The 18,045-nt window shown below is 45.4% G+C and carries 14 protein-coding genes; 2 read left to right on the top strand and 12 right to left on the bottom strand.

What is annotated here, in order from left to right:
* Window positions 1-44 precede the first annotated feature (44 nt).
* The 5 genes from NQ489_RS01405 to NQ489_RS01385 form a co-directional block, all read right to left on the bottom strand.
* Window positions 45-1,355: an alpha-L-fucosidase gene (locus NQ489_RS01405; protein ID WP_021653144.1), complete on the bottom strand. Its 1,311-nt coding sequence runs from the start codon at window positions 1,353-1,355 to the stop codon at window positions 45-47.
* Between the two features lie 30 nt (window positions 1,356-1,385).
* Entirely contained in the window at window positions 1,386-2,231 is an 846-nt protein-coding gene (locus NQ489_RS01400; RefSeq protein ID WP_021653145.1) for a carbohydrate ABC transporter permease, read from the bottom strand.
* A gap of 20 nt (window positions 2,232-2,251) precedes the next feature.
* Window positions 2,252-3,172: a carbohydrate ABC transporter permease gene (locus NQ489_RS01395; RefSeq protein WP_044962507.1), complete on the bottom strand. Its 921-nt coding sequence runs from the start codon at window positions 3,170-3,172 to the stop codon at window positions 2,252-2,254.
* Between the two features lie 90 nt (window positions 3,173-3,262).
* Window positions 3,263-4,618 carry an ABC transporter substrate-binding protein gene (locus NQ489_RS01390; RefSeq protein ID WP_021653147.1) on the bottom strand — a complete coding sequence of 452 codons (1,356 nt, stop codon included), beginning with the start codon at window positions 4,616-4,618 and terminating at the stop codon, window positions 3,263-3,265.
* A gap of 64 nt (window positions 4,619-4,682) precedes the next feature.
* Window positions 4,683-5,951, bottom strand: coding sequence for an alpha-L-fucosidase (locus NQ489_RS01385; protein ID WP_021653148.1), 1,269 nt, complete (start codon window positions 5,949-5,951; stop codon window positions 4,683-4,685).
* Between the two features lie 338 nt (window positions 5,952-6,289).
* Here NQ489_RS01385 and NQ489_RS01380 point away from each other — a divergent pair, with 338 nt between their 5' ends.
* Both NQ489_RS01380 and NQ489_RS01375 read left to right on the top strand, forming a co-directional pair.
* A complete protein-coding gene (locus NQ489_RS01380) occupies window positions 6,290-7,354 on the top strand; it encodes a LacI family DNA-binding transcriptional regulator (protein WP_021653150.1) in 1,065 nt (354 codons plus the stop codon).
* 3 nt (window positions 7,355-7,357) lie between these two features.
* Window positions 7,358-8,374 carry a LacI family DNA-binding transcriptional regulator gene (locus NQ489_RS01375; RefSeq protein WP_021653151.1) on the top strand — a complete coding sequence of 339 codons (1,017 nt, stop codon included), beginning with the start codon at window positions 7,358-7,360 and terminating at the stop codon, window positions 8,372-8,374.
* 184 nt (window positions 8,375-8,558) lie between these two features.
* Here the strand turns inward: NQ489_RS01375 and NQ489_RS01370 are convergent, their stop codons facing one another.
* The 7 genes from NQ489_RS01370 to NQ489_RS01340 all read right to left on the bottom strand — a co-directional run bounded on the left by NQ489_RS01370 (window position 8,559) and on the right by NQ489_RS01340 (window position 17,961).
* On the bottom strand, window positions 8,559-11,042 hold the full coding sequence (locus NQ489_RS01370; protein WP_021653153.1) for a transglutaminase domain-containing protein: 2,484 nt from the start codon (window positions 11,040-11,042) through the stop codon (window positions 8,559-8,561).
* The gene (locus tag NQ489_RS01365; RefSeq protein ID WP_015525380.1) at window positions 11,042-11,788 is read right to left on the bottom strand and encodes a copper homeostasis protein CutC; all 747 of its coding nucleotides are present in this window, start codon (window positions 11,786-11,788) and stop codon (window positions 11,042-11,044) included. Before NQ489_RS01365 ends, NQ489_RS01370 begins: the two co-directional genes overlap by 1 nt.
* A 28-nt stretch (window positions 11,789-11,816) precedes the next feature.
* Window positions 11,817-12,578, bottom strand: coding sequence for a DeoR/GlpR family DNA-binding transcription regulator (locus tag NQ489_RS01360; protein ID WP_015525379.1), 762 nt, complete (start codon window positions 12,576-12,578; stop codon window positions 11,817-11,819).
* A 420-nt stretch (window positions 12,579-12,998) separates the two neighbouring features.
* Complete coding sequence (locus tag NQ489_RS01355) at window positions 12,999-14,312, bottom strand: M28 family metallopeptidase (protein WP_044962509.1); 1,314 nt, start codon at window positions 14,310-14,312, stop codon at window positions 12,999-13,001.
* A gap of 206 nt (window positions 14,313-14,518) precedes the next feature.
* Window positions 14,519-15,208 (bottom strand): C40 family peptidase, encoded by a 690-nt coding sequence (locus tag NQ489_RS01350; RefSeq protein ID WP_044962510.1) that lies wholly within the window; start codon window positions 15,206-15,208, stop codon window positions 14,519-14,521.
* Window positions 15,209-16,082: 874 nt separating this feature from the next.
* On the bottom strand, window positions 16,083-16,940 hold the full coding sequence (locus NQ489_RS01345; protein ID WP_021651178.1) for a YitT family protein: 858 nt from the start codon (window positions 16,938-16,940) through the stop codon (window positions 16,083-16,085).
* Window positions 16,941-17,118: 178 nt separating this feature from the next.
* Window positions 17,119-17,961 (bottom strand): Cof-type HAD-IIB family hydrolase, encoded by an 843-nt coding sequence (locus NQ489_RS01340; RefSeq protein ID WP_021651179.1) that lies wholly within the window; start codon window positions 17,959-17,961, stop codon window positions 17,119-17,121.
* Between the last annotated feature and the right edge of the window lie 84 nt (window positions 17,962-18,045).

Below are 18,045 nucleotides of genomic sequence, written 5' to 3'. Positions count from 1 at the left end.
CTCCTGCTTTTCCTGTTGTTCTTTTTTATTATTGATTCGTTTTTTTACTCAGCCATCTCTACTTCGAGAACATAATCTACCGGGTCCGGAAGTACCGGGTCAGGTCCCAGATCAACGAATGCGATATCCGGGTAATCGCTGTGCATCCATGCGTTGGAGATCGGCACCTCATGTCCGTCATCCAGCGCACGCACCTTCACGATCTTATCCTTATCAAATCCCAGAAGCGGAAGTGGTCCCAGTGTATTCTCATAAATATGCACATAGTATTTGTTTCCGTTTCTGGTGATACGTCCGTAATCCGGCTTCGGAATGTTTTCAGCCGGTACACAGCCGTAGATACTGTCATGATTCTTATCCATCCAGCGGCCGATCTCAGCCAGGATCGCAGATGATTCCTTCGGGAATTTACCTTTGGCATCCGGTCCTACGTTCAGGATCATATTTCCGCCCTTGGAAACACACTCTACCAGCTTCTTGATCAGCATGGAAGCCGGTTTGTAATAATGATCGTTTGCACAGTATCCCCAGTTGTTGTTCATGGTGAAGCATGCTTCCCAGACCATCGGGTTGCCTTCCTTATCGCAGATTCCTTCCGGCGGGATGATCTGCTCAGGGCTTACGAAATCGCCATGGTACGGTGTCGGATCACACTCATACAGGGATCCTCTTCCCTCTCCGCTGGCTTCCAGACGGTTATCGATGATAACCTGCGGCTGTAAGCTGCGCACCATGTTGATCAGCTTGGTTGCGCCCCATTTTTCCCCTCTCATATCGTCGTAGGAGAAATCAAACCAGATGATATCGATCTGTCCGTAGTTTGTACAGATCTCTTCTACCTGATTATACAGATATTCTGTATAACGTGAGAAATCACGGTTCTCATTTCCGCACTCTTTGTGGTTTCTCATCGGATGAATACGGTCTCCGTAATGCGGATAATCCGGATGATGCCAGTCAAGTAGTGTGAAATAGATTCCAACCTTAAGGCCTTCCTCACGAAGTGCCTCTACATACTCCTTGATCAGGTCTCTTCCTGCCGGTGTATTTGTTACCTTGTAATCTGTGTATTTACTGTCAAATAAGCAGAAGCCGTCGTGATGCTTCGCTGTCAGGACTACATATTTCATACCTGCAGCCTTGGCCTCTTTTGCCCACTGCTTCGGATTGTAGTCTCTTGCATCAAATTCTTTCATAAACGGAAGATATTCTTCCTCAGGTATTTCCTCTACGCTTCGTACCCACTCGCCTCTTGCAGGGATAGAATATAATCCCCAGTGGATAAACATTCCAAAGCGGGCATCCTGGTACCACTCCATACGTTTTTCATATTCTTTTCTGTCAAACTGATACATGATTTTTTCCTCCTGTTTAGATTAAAAGCATCAGCCTTTGATAGCTCCGGAAAGCATACCTTTTTCAATCTGTTTATGGAACACGATGTAAATGATAAGCATCGGAATTACGGACATTACTACATATGCAAACTGACTTCCGATCTCCTGTGTATGCGCGGAAGAGAAGTTCAGCATCGCACGTGAAACTGTGAAATATTTGGTATCTGTCATCAGGATCATGGAGAATACAAGTTCACTGTATCCATAGATGAATACGAAGATCGCCTCTGTTGCGATGATCGGCTTGCAAACAGGGAAAAGGATCTTCCACAGCAGCTGCCAGTTGTTACATCCATCAATGATCGCCGCCTCATCCAGGTTCCTGGAGATTCCATCCATGAATCCTGTATAAAGGAATATCGCCTGGGACATACCAAACGCAACATAGATCAGGATCAGGAAGAACAGGTTGTTCTTTGCATTTAATGCTGTTGCAATGTTGTTGATCGGGATCAGTGTACAGTGAACCGGAACCATTACTCCGATCATGAAGAATACATATACCCATTTCAGGAATTTGTAATCTTTTCTTGATAAGATGTATGCTGCCATCATTCCGACTACAGTATTAAATACAGTTGTCAGAGTCGCTACAACCAGGGAGTTCTTGATGGTATTCAATGCATCCGCTGTTTTGTTTGCGCTGATATAGTTCTGGAACATAATCTTCTTAGGGAAGCTTAACAGGTTCAGGTAAATCTCTGAGTTTGTTTTGAAGGAAGCCATTACGGTCACTACTACCGGAAACAGTGTAACAACTGTCCACAGGATCGCGATAATGTACAGCGCTATCTTTCCTCCATGCATTTTCTGTTTATTAGCTGTTTTTTCCATATCGTCTCTTCTCCTTCCGCCTACATTGCAAGATCTTTATCTTCACGGAACAAATGATTGGTCACAAGACTCAGCACAACACCCAGCACTAACAGAATAACGCCGTATGCACTGCTTCGTCCGAACAGCTTATAGGAGAATCCCTGTGTATAAAGCATGATTGAAGGTGTGGAGCTGATATCGTTCGGGCCTCCTCTTGTCATTGCCCAGATGATATCGAATACTTTCAGACATCCTGTAATACACAAAATAGAGAATACCTTGAAGGAGTTTTTCATCAGAGGAAGGATGATATAGCGGATCCTCTGCCATCCTGTAGCACCATCCAGCGCTGCAGCCTCATTTAACTCATCAGGGATCGCCACCAGACCAGCTGCAAAGATCAGCATGTTATATCCGGCATACATCCATTCGTTTACCAGAACAACGATCCAGACGTTTACAGTCTTTATCGTCAGCACATCAGGGATCGTACCATGAAGGCCGAAAATATTTTCAATGGTATTAAAGATACCAAAGTTCGGATTTAACATAAATGTCCACATCAGGGCTACTGCTGTTGTTCCTAACATATTCGGAAGGAAGTAGCAGGTTCTGAAGAATCCGGTTCCCTTGATCTTTGCAGTTACCAGCATTGCGAGACCAAATGAAAGCGGCATCAGGATAACGAAACCACCGATCATAAAGTACACACTGTTGAGCATTGCATTCCAGAACAGCTTATCTGAAAAAATCTTCTGATAGTTCTCAAGTCCTACCCATTGCTTTGCCGCACCAAACATACCGTTCCATTTACGGAATGATAAGCCTACGGTATCAAAAACAGGGTAGATGACAAAAATAACAGTTATTAAAATTGCCGGAAGAAGGAACGCTAAAGAAAGCGTAAGATCTTTTTTATCCAGCTTCTGTTTTACCTTTGGTACAGATTTACCTGCCATATGTATACCTCCGTAATAAACAAGGGGAAGCAGATGATGCTTCCCCCTGTTTCTCTTATCCACACATCATGCGTTCAGTCAAAATTCTCTTTATTCGTAAGCAGACATTTTGTCAACGATATCGTCTCCAACTTCCTGTGCACTTGCGCCTGTCGCTAATGCCTGAAGAGAATTACGGATTGTATCCATAGCTGCTGTGTTGCTGTCATATGTAGGAATCTCAAGTTTAGACTCTGTATTCTCAGCCATGATCGCATTTACATCGTCAAGCAGATAGTTACCTGTATCAATCGTAACCTTCTCAGCATATGTTGTCGGGCTGGATTTGCACATTTCGTTGATGGAATCTACACTTGTAAGGTATTTGATGAATTTAACAGTTGCTGCGATTTCCTCATCGCTCTTGTTTAATGTAGTGATGTAGTATGTATCAGAACCGCCGCCCATCTCTACAGTCTTGTTTGCTTCGTCGATATAAGGAATTCTTGTAACACCGATCTTCTGAGCATCGAAGAGAGTTGTATCGGAGTCATTCTGGAAGTTACCGCAGTTCCATGTTCCGTCAACTGTGAATGCAGCTTTTCCTGCCTCGAACATATTTCTCTCTGTGTTGAAGTCTGTGCTGAGGATTCCGTCTCCCCAGTATCCTGCATCGATCATATCTTTCATCTTCTGATAGATTGCAACCATCTTCTCGCCGTTGTAAGCTTCTTTGTCGCTTGCAAGATCATCTGCGATGCTTGTTCCGTAAGCTTTCAGAGCAAGAGCACTCATCAGATGCTCGAAGTGATAGTTATCTTTGTCAGAGTAGTTGAATGGCTGGATTCCTGCATCTTTTAATTTTGCGCAGGCATCAACAAGATCATCCCAGGACTCCGGAACATCTACGCCAACCTGATCAAGGTAATCTTTGTTGTAGTAGAGGCAGAGCTGATAAGCGGACCACGGAATACCATAGGTTCCTTCAATGCCGTCAAACTGTGTTGTCTCCCATGCAAAATCCTGAACTCCCTCTTTCCATTCCGGATACTGTTCAAAGTATGGTGTCAGATCCAGTATATATCCTGCATCTACATACTCTCTTGTACGGCTTCCGCCATACTGAAGGAATGCGTTCGGTACATTACCGGAAGCGAAATCTGTTGTAAGCTTCTCTTCGTAATCAGACTCTGTAGAAATACTCTCATCTGTTACATGGATCTTTCCTTCGTTCTCTTTGTTGAACTCATCAAGTGCTTTGTAATACCATTTAGCCTGTCCGTCTGTATCAGATCCGTTGTTAAATCTGAATGCTACACGAAGCTCAACGTTTTCAAAATCCATATTGTCTACATCGTAGTTTGTGTCACCCTTTGCAAATACGGCGCTTCCTGTTACGCCTACTGTTGACATTGCTGTTACACCGGCGAGACACAGTGTTGCAACTTTTTTCATTCGTTTCTTCATGAATAAATCCTCCCTTAATATGATTTTTTATTATATAGTTTTCCCATTGATGTTCATAAATTGATCAATCGATGATCGCCTCAAAGATCGGCTCTTCTTCCTCAAGCTCCAGGCATACACAGTAGTTCTTTGCCCCCTGAAGCTTCTCCGGAAGCTCTACCTCTATCATCGAGTTTCCTTCACAGCACTTTAATGCGCGGCACGGAAGCTTTTCTCCTGTGCTTACCACATATGCACCCTTTAACTGATTACCGATGTTCAGCAGTTCAACTCGATATCTCGGTGCAAGGACGTGTACGTAAAGCTTATGTGGTCTCTTTGTAAATTCAATGCTCGGGATCTCATACGGATAGATACCAACATTCTTGGTTCCGTAAATTGCTTCCGCATTCTCAGTCACGTATTTACCAACCTCATTCATAACCTCGACACAAGCTTCCGGAACAGTTCCGTCTGCCATTGGTCCTACGTTCAGCAGGTAATTTCCGCCTCTGCCGACGATCTTGAGAAGAAGGTTCAGGATATCATCCGGATTCTTCCAGTTTGTATCGTATTTATTATAACCCCATGTATCATTTACAGTTGCCGGTACTTCCCAGTCACCGTCGTATGGAAGACGTGGGATAAAGTTATCACCGGTGGTCATGTAATCGCCCTTCTGGTGTCCGATACGTCCGCTGATGATGCAATCAGGCTTAATACCCTTAACCCAGTCTCTTAATTCCTGAGCTTCGTCTGCGGTCATTCCCATCGGAGTATCAAACCAGATCAGGGAAATATTATCGTAATTCTCAAGAAGCTCTTTTAACTGCGGTTTGCATTTCTCATCGAAGTATGTACGGAATTCCGGCTTCCATTCGTTCTTGTCTTCGTAATCCTTCTTATAGGCATTGTCATCATCCCAGTCCTGAGCCTGTGAATAATAGATACCCATTGTCATGTCATATTTCTTACAAGCATCGGAAAGCTCTCTTAAGATATCTCTTCCTGCAGCCTTCACTACATTAAAATCACTGACCTTGGAATCGTACATTGCGAATCCCTCGTGATGCTTGGAAGTAAGAACGATATATTTAACACCCCACTGTTCTTTCGCTCTTTTCACAAACATGTCCGCGTCAAATTTGTCCGGATGGAACTCATCTTTCAGCTTTCTGTAATCTTCCTTGTCAATGTTGAGATTGTTCTCGATCCACTCTGCGATACGGTCTGTCTTGGTGACCTCACCGGTCTTCGGATCTTTCCACTCTCCTGCAAGGATGGAATAAAGTCCCCAATGGATGAATAATCCGTATTTGGCATCTTTATACCACTGCTGCTTTGTGTCTGCCATAACCTTCTCCTTGTTTCGTATAGCTGATTTTCTTGTTACGTAAAACGTTTCGTTTTTTGTTAAGACTATCTTACCGCATCCGAAGCAGCTTTTCAAGTAAAATCATAGGGCAAAATCATTTTTCCTATTTTTTACAATTATTCCGTCTTGTTTTTGTGTACTTTTTCGTATCAGGTTTTGTTAAACGTTTCATTTTTATCAATTTTATGTACAATACGCTCGTTTTTTCTGATACTTTATGTGTAAAAAATGCCTTGTGTGTTGAGGCATTTTCTTTTTCATGATATAATATGAAAATACTATATTATCTGTAAATGCATCAGAACCGGAGGCTTTACATGAACGTTACGATCAATGATATCGCCCGTGCGACAGGCCTGTCCACCGCAACGATCTCCAAATATATAAACCACAAAAAAATACGGGAAGAAAATCGTATCCTTATAGAAAAGGCAATTCAGGAGCTTGGATATACCCCAAACCGGAATGCCCAGCTTCTTCGTGCCAAAAACACACATACCATCGGTATCCTGATCTCAGATCTTGGTAATTATTTCTGGGGCGAGCTTGTCAATTCCATTATCAAGCATTTCACGGATCATGGCTATACAGTTATTGTCTGTTCTTTCTTTTTTGAACATCAGAAGGAGATCGATACGATACAGGATATTATCTCCCAGCACTTTGACGGAGTTATCATGCTCCCATCCTGCTGGCATGATGATCTGTACCAGCTTTTGCAAAATGCCGGCATACCGGTTGTAATGCTCGATCAGATTCCTGCTTCCATGAGACATTTTCCTGTAGACTGTGTTATTTCTGATAATTACAAAGGCGGTGCACTGCTGGCAGAGCACCTTTTGGAAAAAGGCCACACAAAGGTCTGGATCATGGAACAGTATCTGGACGCCTACACCATCGAGCAGCGGATTCAGGGCTTTGTGGATGTATACCAGAAAAATGGCATTGACCTTCTGAAACAGCAGGATTCTTTTCCCCCTGTTTCTTTTGGTTCCACTGCAGAAACCATCACCCAGAGCAACCTGCATTTCCAGAAGCTTATTGATTCTTCCGATCCCCCTACTGCTGTTTTTTTTGACTGCTATCTCTCCGCAATGGGTGGTTTAAGCGCTGCCAGCCAGGCACGGATTTCCGTTCCTCAGGATATTTCCTTTGTGTGCTTTGATGATGATCCGCTTTTCAAGACCATGAGTGCGACTATGACCTGTGTCTCACAGGATCTGACAAGCATGGGGAAACATGCTGTGGAATTACTTTTAAAAAGAATCCATGGAGACTATACGGATTTTCCAAAAATAGACATGCTGGATATTGTATTCCACCCGCGGCGCTCTGTAAAAGACCTGTCCGGGCACAACAGTACAGCATCCGGAAAGGATTGATTTATGAGTGCAACCATCAAGGACATTGCCAAAGAAACCGGTCTGGCACTGGCCACCATTTCAAAATATATCAACGGCGGAACTGTACGGCCGCAAAACAAAAAGCAGATCGACGAAGCGATCCGGAAACTGAATTACGTTCCACGAAACACGGCCCGGGGACTTCGTTCCTCCAAGACATACCGTATCGGTCTGATATCCGCTCCTCCCAATAATCCGCATAATGCTTTTCTTCTGAGCAAAATAGAAAACACCATGCGTGCTCACGGTTATTCTCTCACATTTATGAGCGGCGACAAATATAAGGATCATGTCAATAAATTTATCCCCCATATGCTCCACTCAGGGATCGACGGTCTTATCATTTCTTCTTTCTGTCTGAGCAAGGACATCTGTTCTGCCGTGGAACATACCAAGATCCCTGTTGTGGAGCTGGAAGAGCATAGTCATTTCCACCGTACAGACTGTGTACAGACCAGCTGTACCTCCGGAGCCTATGAGATCGTGGAGCATCTGATAAAAATGGGGCATCAGAAGATCGCCCTTGTCACCGGTCCTCCTGCATCCTATACTGCATGCGAACGAAAAAAAGGATATCTCCGGGCACTGGAAGACTACAATATTCCTGTTAACCCCGATTATATCATCGCTGGAAATTACGCAAACGACCTTGGATATCAGGCAATACAGAAATTATGGAATCTTCCGGAACGTCCGACTGCCGTATTTTCTGCGAACTATACACTATGCCTCGGTATTTATGAAGCGATCTACAGCCTTGGCATCCGTATCCCGGAAGACCTGTCTGTTGTCTCCTTTGATGATTTTGAACTGTCCATGCTGCTTTCTCCTCAGCTGACCGCTGTCCGTCAGCCGCTGGCAGATCTGGCAGAGCAGGCCTGTGATCTGCTGCTTCGCAGAATGAATGGAGACTACTGCGATTTTCCAAGGACGATCCGCCTGAAGCCGGAATGCATTTACCGGGATTCTGTGCGTAATCTCTATTCTGATGGTAAGTAATGCAAAACAACTTTTATTACGGCAATTTTGGGAAGCACAACAGGCATTCTCATTCCGATCTGCCTTCATATTCTGAGCATCTGAACCACTGCAATAATTTCACAGCTTTCCCAGGGGCACAGACCGTCACCGACACAGTCGATGATACGGTCTGTGTTCCTTCTGTATATATCCGATATATCTGTCACATCAGTCTCAACAGCATATCTCCGGTTCCCACATTGTATCCACTGGTTGCATAAATCCCATTCAGGCTTTTGTTTGTCACAATGATCAGCGGAAGCTTATCCGGATCTACGTACATTCTTCTTCCCAGTGTATTGATGATCTCTGAAAAATCATCATATAAGATCTGGACATTTCCAAGCTTGCCAAGTGCTCTTGAAAGGGTAGGTGTCTCCAGCGCTTTTTTGCTTTTTACTACAAAAATGATTCTCTTCGCATATCGGGAAAAGGCTTCTTCCTGCTCCATCATCTCATTTAAGATATGCTCCGTCGGTTCTTTCTCCTCTTCCAGAAACGCCAGGATATGCTTCCCATCTGCCGTCAGTTCTGACGCCTTCACGGTGCTTCCATCCTCTTTTCTGAGAGTAAATTCCGGTATGGAAATATTCTCCAGCATGTCTTCCAGGTTTGCATTTCGAAATGCCAGCTCCACCCTCTTCATTTCTCCGATCTGAACCTCAAAATAATACTCCGCTGCAAATATATTTCCATTTGGCAATCTGTTTGAGGTAAGGATCCTGTAATTTCCCGCTTCCAGCGGCAGCTTCATCACCTGATCTCTGAAATTTTCGGCTTCCAGCTTCCGTGTGATATATTTTCCGGCTTCCAGTTTTGCGATGCTCCAGTTCTGGAAATATTTCCACTGTGTATCCGCACTTGCCTTCAGAAGGATCGATGCCTTTTTCTCCGTTTCCGCAGATACCGGGATGAATTTTCCGTTTTTCATATACTCCATGGAACGGTCATGAGGGTTCAGGCGTGCCGGAATTCCCAGCGTTCTCGCCATTGCCACAAAAAGGATCTTCTTTGACAGAAGACTTCCTGTTCCCGTTTTCAGACATCCAGACGGCGTAGTGATCACACTGCTGCGTTCTTTCTCCGGGCTGGAAACGATCTTATCCTCAATCCACTTCCAGATCTTCGCCGGCTCCTTTTGTAGCATATTTTTTTCTTCTTCCGACAGCTGCTCAAGAATCGCTTTTCTGTATTTCTGCAAAACTTCATCGTCAACTCTCGGGTTCAGTACATATGGTACAAAAATATCTGCATCCATGTTTTTTTCATACGATAATGCAAATTTCAGGTGCTCCTCCAGAACCTGGCTGATACAGTCTGTTCTGTCTTTCTCTGTAAGGACTTCAAGGAGTTTTTTTCTCATTGAAGAATCTCCAGTTTCTTTTTCCAGGAATTTCCGACACTCCAGATTGCTCAGGTTTCTTACCTTCTGTTCCCTGTAAGCGTTTGCCTCTGCCAGACGTCTGCTACCTCTTTCCTTCTGCTCCGGTGTTGGCATATCTTTATTTACAGGTGCATCATGAGGTGCGATCATATCGATCTCCGTCCACTCCTCATAAAAAATACCCTTTTCCTTTCCTACGGGCATCAGACAGATCTCACAACAATCCTCTGTTTTTGTATCCATGCTGTTTTCTGCATGCAGCCATTCTCCCTCTGCATACATCCTTGCAGAAATATGGATACTTCCAAGCCCTGTTGTCAGGCGGACTTTTCCCAGGCTGTCGGTTTTCAGTTCTGCAATCGAGGAATATTCTGAATAATTCAGCACCTCAAAAGAAACTTCTGCACCTTCTGCCGGTTTTCCATGTGAATCCTTTACGGACACAGTGATCTCTTTTGTCAGTGCATATCGTTTCAGCTCGTTGAGCATAGTCACCATACCATCTTTGCCGATCACTTCTCCCTCCGGGATCATGGTATCAAAAACTCTTGAATGGACCATCATGGCCCTTGAGGAAGCGTTGGTAAACCATCCCTTATTCAAGATCTCCTCCGGCTCACAGGCTCCCAGAAAATACCAGCTTCCATCGCACCAGATTTCCACCCAGGCATGATTGTCATCACAATGAGACCACTTTGGTGCATATACCTGACGGGCAGGTACACCAACACTTCTCAGTGCATTAACGGTAAATACAGATTCCTCTCCGCATCTTCCGTTTCCTCTGCGGTATACGGCAAGTGCAGACAGGGTACGATCATCTGTACAATGATAGGTAGCCTCCTGTGCACACCAGTAGTTCACCTCCAGGGCAGCTTCCCGGAAACTCATTCCCTCAGTTCTCTCTCCGATCTCCCTGCGGAAAAATGTACGGCAGGGTGCGATCTCCTCCTCATTTACTCTGTGAAACAGCACATAATTCAAAAAGATTTCCTCCGGCAGCTCTGCCACCCCGGAGTTTTCCTTCCATAAATATACGCCATTCTCCGCATAATCCAGGAATACTTCAAACGCGTAATTTCCGATATCACTGTACGGCATGAACGCATATAAATATTTGCACGCCAGAGCCACTTCGTCTGTGCATTCCGCAAGCTTTTTATCAATCTCCGCAAAAACCTGCGGTAACCCCATCATCTGCTCCCGATATTTTTTTTCGATCCGATCACGGTTTTCTTTCAGAAAAATCTTCCCCTCAGCCATTATAATTCCTCCAGAACTTTCTTTGCAGCACGAACATTTTCAATATCTGTACGCCATATCTCATATTCACTGAATGTCGGAAGTCCCATATTGACACCTTCCTTGCGAAACTGCATCGCACTGTCCGTTACAACCTTGCCGCTCATATGATAAGCCTTGATCCCGGTAAGGGGATAAAGCTGGCGGATCACTTCCGCACCGACGCCACTCCCCGCCTGGATGGTGATACGTCCCTGACTCCTGGTTTCCAGTTCCTTCAGAAGCTCCGCACCCTGAAGGCAGGTATTCTTCTGTCCGGAGGTAAGGATCGTATCGATTCCCAGAGAGATCGCCTGTTCCATAGCCTCGATCGGATCTGCGCACACATCAAAAGCCCTGTGCAGCGTAACAGACATATCTCCCGCAGCATCCATCAGTTCTTTCATCTGTTCCATATTCAAGGTGCCATCCGGTTTCAGGATACCTACCACGACACCCTCCGCTCCCATTTTGCGAAAATCCTTTACGGCATTCCTTATCATAGAAAATTCCGCATCTGTATAACAGAAATCTCCAAACCGCGGACGGATCAGCGCATGGATCCTGATATCTGAACGCTTCCTTATTTCCTCAAAAAGCCATGGGCCGGGAGTTGTTCCCCCGATGATCAGATTGCTGCAAAGCTCCAATCTGTCCGCACCACCCTCGGCTGCTGCCATGGCGGATTCCACAGAATCCACACAGGTTTCCAGAATATAGTCTTTCATGTAAAAATCCCCCTTTGTTACTGTCTACTCAGAGTAATTTCACTCCGGTATTCCTCAGTATGTTCACAATGGTATCATCCGGAAATTCATCGGTAATGATCCCGCTGATATCATCAAAATGTGTATATTTATAAGATTCGTTAAAATAAAACTTCTCTCTCTCCATAACCACATATTTATGTCTGCTGCTCTGCACTGCCGCCTTCTTGGTCAATCCATCCTCCACTCCGGATGTAGTAACTGCAAAATCTGTCATATCCACGCCACAGCTTCCCAAAAATGCCCGGTCAAAGCTGTACTGCTTGATCACCTCAATGGCCGCAGCTCCCATAAATCCATTCACCGAACGGTACATAGTCCCCCCTGTGCCTATGGCCGTGATGGACGGATTCGCAGCAAGGATCTGCAAGATATCGATCATATTGCTGACAACCACAACATGCATGCCCGACGAAGCGATAAGCCTTGCCAGCTCTATATTTGTAGTGGAAACATCCAGAAAGATCGTTTCGTTATTTTTGATCAGCTTGAAGGCTTTCGCAGCGATCACTTTCTTCTTATCAAGATTGTACATACGCCTGTCTACTACGTTTCTCTCCAGAGGATACTCCTGTGACAGGATCGCTCCGCCGTAAGTCCTCTTTAATCTGCCTGCATTTTCAAGGATCTTGAGATCCTTGCGGATACAGTCCTCCGTAACCTGAAACATCTCGCTTAATTCTTTGACCCTGACTTTTCCTTTTTCGCGGAGACATTTCTCTATTGCATTCTGTCGTTCTTCTGTAAACATGGTCCTATCTCCTCATTCCTGATTTTTCTGTGATAAAAGTTCCAGAAATCAATACTCCGCAAAACAATATCCGGCGCATTGATCCCTGGAAAGCCTGTGATTTCAGTATAACAGTTTGATATCTTACTGTCAATTATTTTGTATTATTTTTTATTGTTTTATCGTATTTTGATCAAATCAAGTAATTCCACTGGTTCAATTGCGAATCTCCGCTTGCCCCCTGTTCCGGGAATCCCTTACAAAGCTGCAAATATCCCCCTGACTCAAAGCCACATGTTCCCTTGCGGAATTATAAAAGTCAATAAACATTGAAAATATTGAATAAATTATGAGGACTTGTCTGTACTCTTCCCGAAACAGACAAGTCCCCACAGTTCCATAACAAATATCCAGTTATGAGCAGATAAAATCAGATTTTTACTATCTGCACATATATTCATCCAGCTCTCCGATAAATTTCTCCGGCATCTTTCTCTCAAATGGGAAAACCTCCGCATTCCCCAGTTCATCTGCAATACATCCCAGAAGGATCGCACTTCTCTCCAACGACCAGGCAGACAGCAGATCAATCGTATCATAACGGGTATGCATGCCAAAACCATCCCGGTTCAGAGTCATGGCCGGAATTCCCTTCCATGCAAAAGAATTGGAATCACTTCCCCAGATCTGATTCTTCACAGACGCTCCGATCCCTGCTCCGTCAGCGATCTCAAGAAGCTTATCACAAACAGAAGCCTCTCCCGTCACTCCCAGAACATTTCCTCCGATCAGCTGCCCGGCCAGATCTACATTCATATTAAAACGATGCGCTCCAAGCTCACTCTCATGAACTCTGATATAATCCCGGCTGCCCAGCAAACCCTTCTCCTCAGCACCAAACCACACAAATTCCATAGTCCTGCGCGGTCTATACTGCTGAAAATATCTGCAAAGCTCCATGATGATCGCTGCCCCAGCCATATTATCATAGGCCCCCGGTCCCTCCGGTACCGAATCATAATGCGCCGTAAGCGTTAAAATCTCATCTTTCTTATCCGTACCTTCAATCCTCGCCACTACATTTCGGGATGTACAGGCCGTCACTTCCTGTTCTACAGCCAGACAAACCACAGCTGCACCCTCCGTCACCAGCTCCACCGCATCTTTATAATGAAGATTCGCACCCGGGATCCTACCACTATATTTTTCCTGCATCTCGTGAATATCCTCTGAAGACTCCGACAATCCTTCTATCTCTCCTTCTGCATTTCCCGGAAAGATCATCGGCAGGCTACGCTGACAGGGAACCCTGTCCACTCCTTCATCCAGCGGAGAACCCTCCACACTGATAAAACCAACAGCTCCGGCGCTCACCAGTCTCTGATACACATCACCACTCACCCGGCCATTCACCATAACGATCTTACCCTTCGCCCGGGAAAGACTGACAGCATCCCCATTCTCCACATACAAAAAATCCGCTTTCAGACCTTCTGCCCCAGTATTTCCACATCTTCCATACCCGGTCACCACATACTCCTTCTGATAAGGCTCCACAACCTTAAGCACCGCTCTATTGATCCGAAAACCCCAAAAATCAAACTCCTCCATCCGATTCTTCACTCCGAAGCTGTCCAAAGTATCCCGGATCATCTTCGCCGCCTTCACTTCCCCCGCAGTACCCGCTTCTCTGACAAAATCAAACCCCGTCAAAAACTCCATCTGCCGCCTGCCACTGATTTCCTTCGTATTCATAACCCCACAACCTTTCTGAATTTTTTTCGAGTCCCCACCCACTGCTTATTGCTTTTCGCAACCCGCAGGAGACTTACTTGATTCGGTTAAATTATACACTATTTTTCTGCAAAAAAACTGCCTGCAGCTATTTTTCAGCCAACCCAACCAAAAAATCTCCGCAGACAGTTTATATTTCATATCAGTAAATCATTTATATCTATATCCTAAGCCACAAACGAACCAACCGCAGCCGGAGCCCGGTAATCATAGTCGGAAACCTTAATCCCTGTAGCTGCTGTACTGGCGTGAACGATCTTGCCATCACCAATATAAAGAGCCACATGATCAATACCACCATCACCATAAAAAACCAGATCACCAGCCTCAATATCCGAAACATCCTTCTTCTCGGAAGCCGCACACTGAGCCGCAGCAACACGAGGAAGCTCATACCCAAACTCCGCAAACACTGACATCACAAACCCCGAACAATCCGCCCCGTTAGTCAGACTAGTACCACCATAAACATAAGGATTCCCCACAAACTGCAGCGCAAAATCCACAATCCCCTGCCGCATCTCCAGACGCGCCTCCTCAGCAGCCTTCCGCTCCTCTTCCGCCTTACGCGCAGCCTCAGCAGCCGCTTCAGCCTCAAGCCTCTCCTGTGCGATCACCTCAGCCTCAGCCTTCGCCTCCTGATACCCCTGAACCTCAGAAACCGTCTTATCCGCCAGAGCACTGGCAAAAGCAGAAATAGAATCCGCACCATCCGAAAAATCATCCTCAATAGAAAGCTCCTCCACATCTCCATCAGACACAGCACTGACACCATCCACATCCGCAAAAACAACAGAAGGAACCACACCCACAAGAACAGCACTCAGAACAACAGCAGCAAATTTCTTATAAAACATAAACAATAAAACTCCTCTCAGAAAACCACGCAGCAGCACCCACCCATTCAGGCAGACATTCACAATCCACTTCGCCACGCTCCTCATTCGCCATTTTGTTACATTTTTATTAAATTTGTTACGCAAGTGTGTATCCTACCATAAAAACCCCCACCTGTCAAACCCCTTTCACAAAACCTTCACACACCAATCAGCCATCCAACACAGCGACGATGCCCCAGCCATCACCTTCACCACAGGAAACTCAACCTTTCTCCCAGCCATCCAGCACAGCGACGATGGCTTCCACAAGAAACTCATCCCTTCCTCCCAGCCATCCAGCGCAGCGACGATGGCACATCCCTCACCTTCAGGCCACAGGAAACTCAGCCTTTCCTCCCAGCCATCCAGCGCAGCGCTGATGGCTCATCCAACTCCCGGGAATCCACTCAATCCTCCAGCCCTCATCAATCCCCACTTCCGCCAGTCGCCCCACACACCCATCACTACCTCCCGCCCGGAATCGAACAGCCGGGGAGACGGGTGCCGGTTGGCTACGACTCTGCAGGAGGGGAGCTGATTCTTGGCTGGCGGAAATCTGCGTTGTTTTTAAAAAGTCCGCTGTCTGAGCGGCAGCAAGCCGCGAGTTCGGACTTTTTAAAAACGGTTTTAGCAGAATTCCGGCAGCCTAGAAGCCAGCCCCCGACGAAGCCCGGAGCCAACCGGCACCCGTCTCCCCGGCGTCCGTCATCCGCCATCCGCCCTCCACCCTCCACCACAAAAAAAGAGCGCCCCGCAGCCCATCCAGACCACAAAGAACGCTCTCCTAATTCCATCAGCTTACAATCATACACAATCACCTACGATCAGCATACAATAATCCCATACGATTGCATCAAATATAACTCATAAACCCCTTCCCAACAACCTCACTACTCTTAGTAACCATCAAAAACGCCTGCGGATCCACCTCATCAATAAACCTCTGCAGCAACACCGCCTGCCTAACATCAACAACCGTCAAAATAATCTTCTTATCCTTATGCGAATAAACCCCCTCCCCATGATAAACCGTAGCACTCCGCTCCAACCCATTCATAATAAACTCACAGATCTCATCCGGCTTACTGGAAATGATCGTAAAATACTTATTCAGCTTCATCCTCTCAATAGACTTATCGATCATCAACGTCTTAGCCATAAGCCCCAGCACAGAACAAAGCCCCGTAGTAAGATCAAACACCATAAACGAAACAACAACGATCACACAATCCACCACAAACAACGCACCCGAAATATTCATCGTAGAATACTTCTTAATGATCATCGCCACAATATCCGTGCCACCACCCGAAGCATTCTCAAAAAACAGCAGCGCCGCAGCCAACGCCGGCAAAATGATCGCAAAACAAAGCTCCAGCATAATATTCCCCGTCAGCGCCCTGTCCATAGGAAAAGCCTTCTCAAACACATTCAGAAGCAAAGAAGAAACAACCGTAACATAAGCCGTCTTCACTCCAAAATCTCTGCCAAGAATAACAAACCCGATCACCAGCAAAATAAGATTGATCACCAGGTTGATCTGCGCAGACGTCATCGGAATAAAATGCGAAAACACAACCGCCATACCCGAAACACCACCAAAGGAAAAATTATTCGGAAACTTAAACACATAAATCCCCACATCCATCAGAACAACAGCAAATGTGATAATGATATACTCCATCACACGCTTCGGTATCAGATTTTTCATTAAAAAATATCCTCCTGATCTCCTCAAAAAATTTTCACTGGGAACTACCGGTCAAAGCCGACAATCCCCTCATCCTCTTCGTTTATCATACCTTATATCACAGAAAATGAAAATAAAAAAAGACAGAGAAAAATACATTTCCCTGTCTCTTATGTCAGCGATCACGATCGCCCACAGCTTACAGCCCGAAAAACCTCTCCAGAAATTCCGCCACACCATCATGATCATTATCTCCGGTCACCTCATTGGCGGCATCCTTTACATACTGTTTGGAGTTGCCCATGGCAACACCAATGCCCGCCCCCTCCAGCATTTCCAGATCATTCTCATTATCTCCGAAAGCGATCACATGCATCCGGTCAATACCAAGCTTTGTGCGAAGCATGGCAAGACCCACACCCTTATCCACGCCTGCTGCATTAAACTCCGCATTACCGCTGATAGAAGTAGTCACTGCCACATCATCCAGATCCTTCCATTTCTCACGAAGTGCCCTGCTGGTCTCCATATCATCAAAATAAATATTGATCTTCTCTGCCTGATCCAGAATATCTTTCTGATGATAAAAATCCTTAACATATACATGTCTGCTGAGAAAATAATCTACAAAAGTTTTTTCCAGCAGATCTTTATCCACTACAGATGCCACATAATCTCTGGCATCCGCATCAGAATAGGCAATTCCGTTTGCATAAGCCTCTGCGATCCAGCCTTTTGCGCCGCTGTTTTCCACATCCTTCAGAATTTTACTTACCATTCCTTTTGGCATGGTTTTTCGCCAGATCATCTCATTTTTATCGTAATCCCAGACAACACAGCCGTTTTCCACGATTCCCCATTTCACACCCCGGAGCACAGAAAACTCCCGGGGGATCAGCTCTCTGGTCCTTCCGGTTGCAGGCACCACATAATGTCCGTCATCGATCAGACGCTGCAGAACATTTCTGTTCCTTTCAGAAATCTTATTCTCACTGTTCAGAAGAGTTCCGTCCATATCCACTGCAATGATATATTTTTCCATAAATTCCTCCTGTTTGTCTTCTCCTCACAGGCAAAAAGCGCATCTGCACTGCACCCGGATATCCTTTGGCAGTACAGATACGCA

This window comes from Blautia sp. KLE_1732_HM_1032, from assembly GCF_025147905.1.
GTDB classification, from domain to species: Bacteria; Bacillota; Clostridia; order Lachnospirales; family Lachnospiraceae; genus Blautia_A; species Blautia_A fusiformis.
The sequence above is the reverse complement of the archived record's forward strand: the minus strand, read 5'-3'. Positions and strand labels throughout refer to the sequence as shown.

Coding starts and splice junctions, on each gene's coding strand:
- NQ489_RS01405 (WP_021653144.1), bottom strand. CDS start 1,355: ATGTATCAGTTTGACAGAAAAGAATATGAAAAACGTATGGAGTGGTAC.
- NQ489_RS01400 (WP_021653145.1), bottom strand. CDS start 2,231: ATGGAAAAAACAGCTAATAAACAGAAAATGCATGGAGGAAAGATAGCG.
- NQ489_RS01395 (WP_044962507.1), bottom strand. CDS start 3,172: ATGGCAGGTAAATCTGTACCAAAGGTAAAACAGAAGCTGGATAAAAAA.
- NQ489_RS01390 (WP_021653147.1), bottom strand. CDS start 4,618: ATGAAGAAACGAATGAAAAAAGTTGCAACACTGTGTCTCGCCGGTGTA.
- NQ489_RS01385 (WP_021653148.1), bottom strand. CDS start 5,951: ATGGCAGACACAAAGCAGCAGTGGTATAAAGATGCCAAATACGGATTA.
- NQ489_RS01380 (WP_021653150.1), top strand. CDS start 6,290: ATGAACGTTACGATCAATGATATCGCCCGTGCGACAGGCCTGTCCACC.
- NQ489_RS01375 (WP_021653151.1), top strand. CDS start 7,358: ATGAGTGCAACCATCAAGGACATTGCCAAAGAAACCGGTCTGGCACTG.
- NQ489_RS01370 (WP_021653153.1), bottom strand. CDS start 11,042: ATGGCTGAGGGGAAGATTTTTCTGAAAGAAAACCGTGATCGGATCGAA.
- NQ489_RS01365 (WP_015525380.1), bottom strand. CDS start 11,788: ATGAAAGACTATATTCTGGAAACCTGTGTGGATTCTGTGGAATCCGCC.
- NQ489_RS01360 (WP_015525379.1), bottom strand. CDS start 12,578: ATGTTTACAGAAGAACGACAGAATGCAATAGAGAAATGTCTCCGCGAA.
- NQ489_RS01355 (WP_044962509.1), bottom strand. CDS start 14,312: ATGAATACGAAGGAAATCAGTGGCAGGCGGCAGATGGAGTTTTTGACG.
- NQ489_RS01350 (WP_044962510.1), bottom strand. CDS start 15,208: ATGTTTTATAAGAAATTTGCTGCTGTTGTTCTGAGTGCTGTTCTTGTG.
- NQ489_RS01345 (WP_021651178.1), bottom strand. CDS start 16,940: ATGAAAAATCTGATACCGAAGCGTGTGATGGAGTATATCATTATCACA.
- NQ489_RS01340 (WP_021651179.1), bottom strand. CDS start 17,961: ATGGAAAAATATATCATTGCAGTGGATATGGACGGAACTCTTCTGAAC.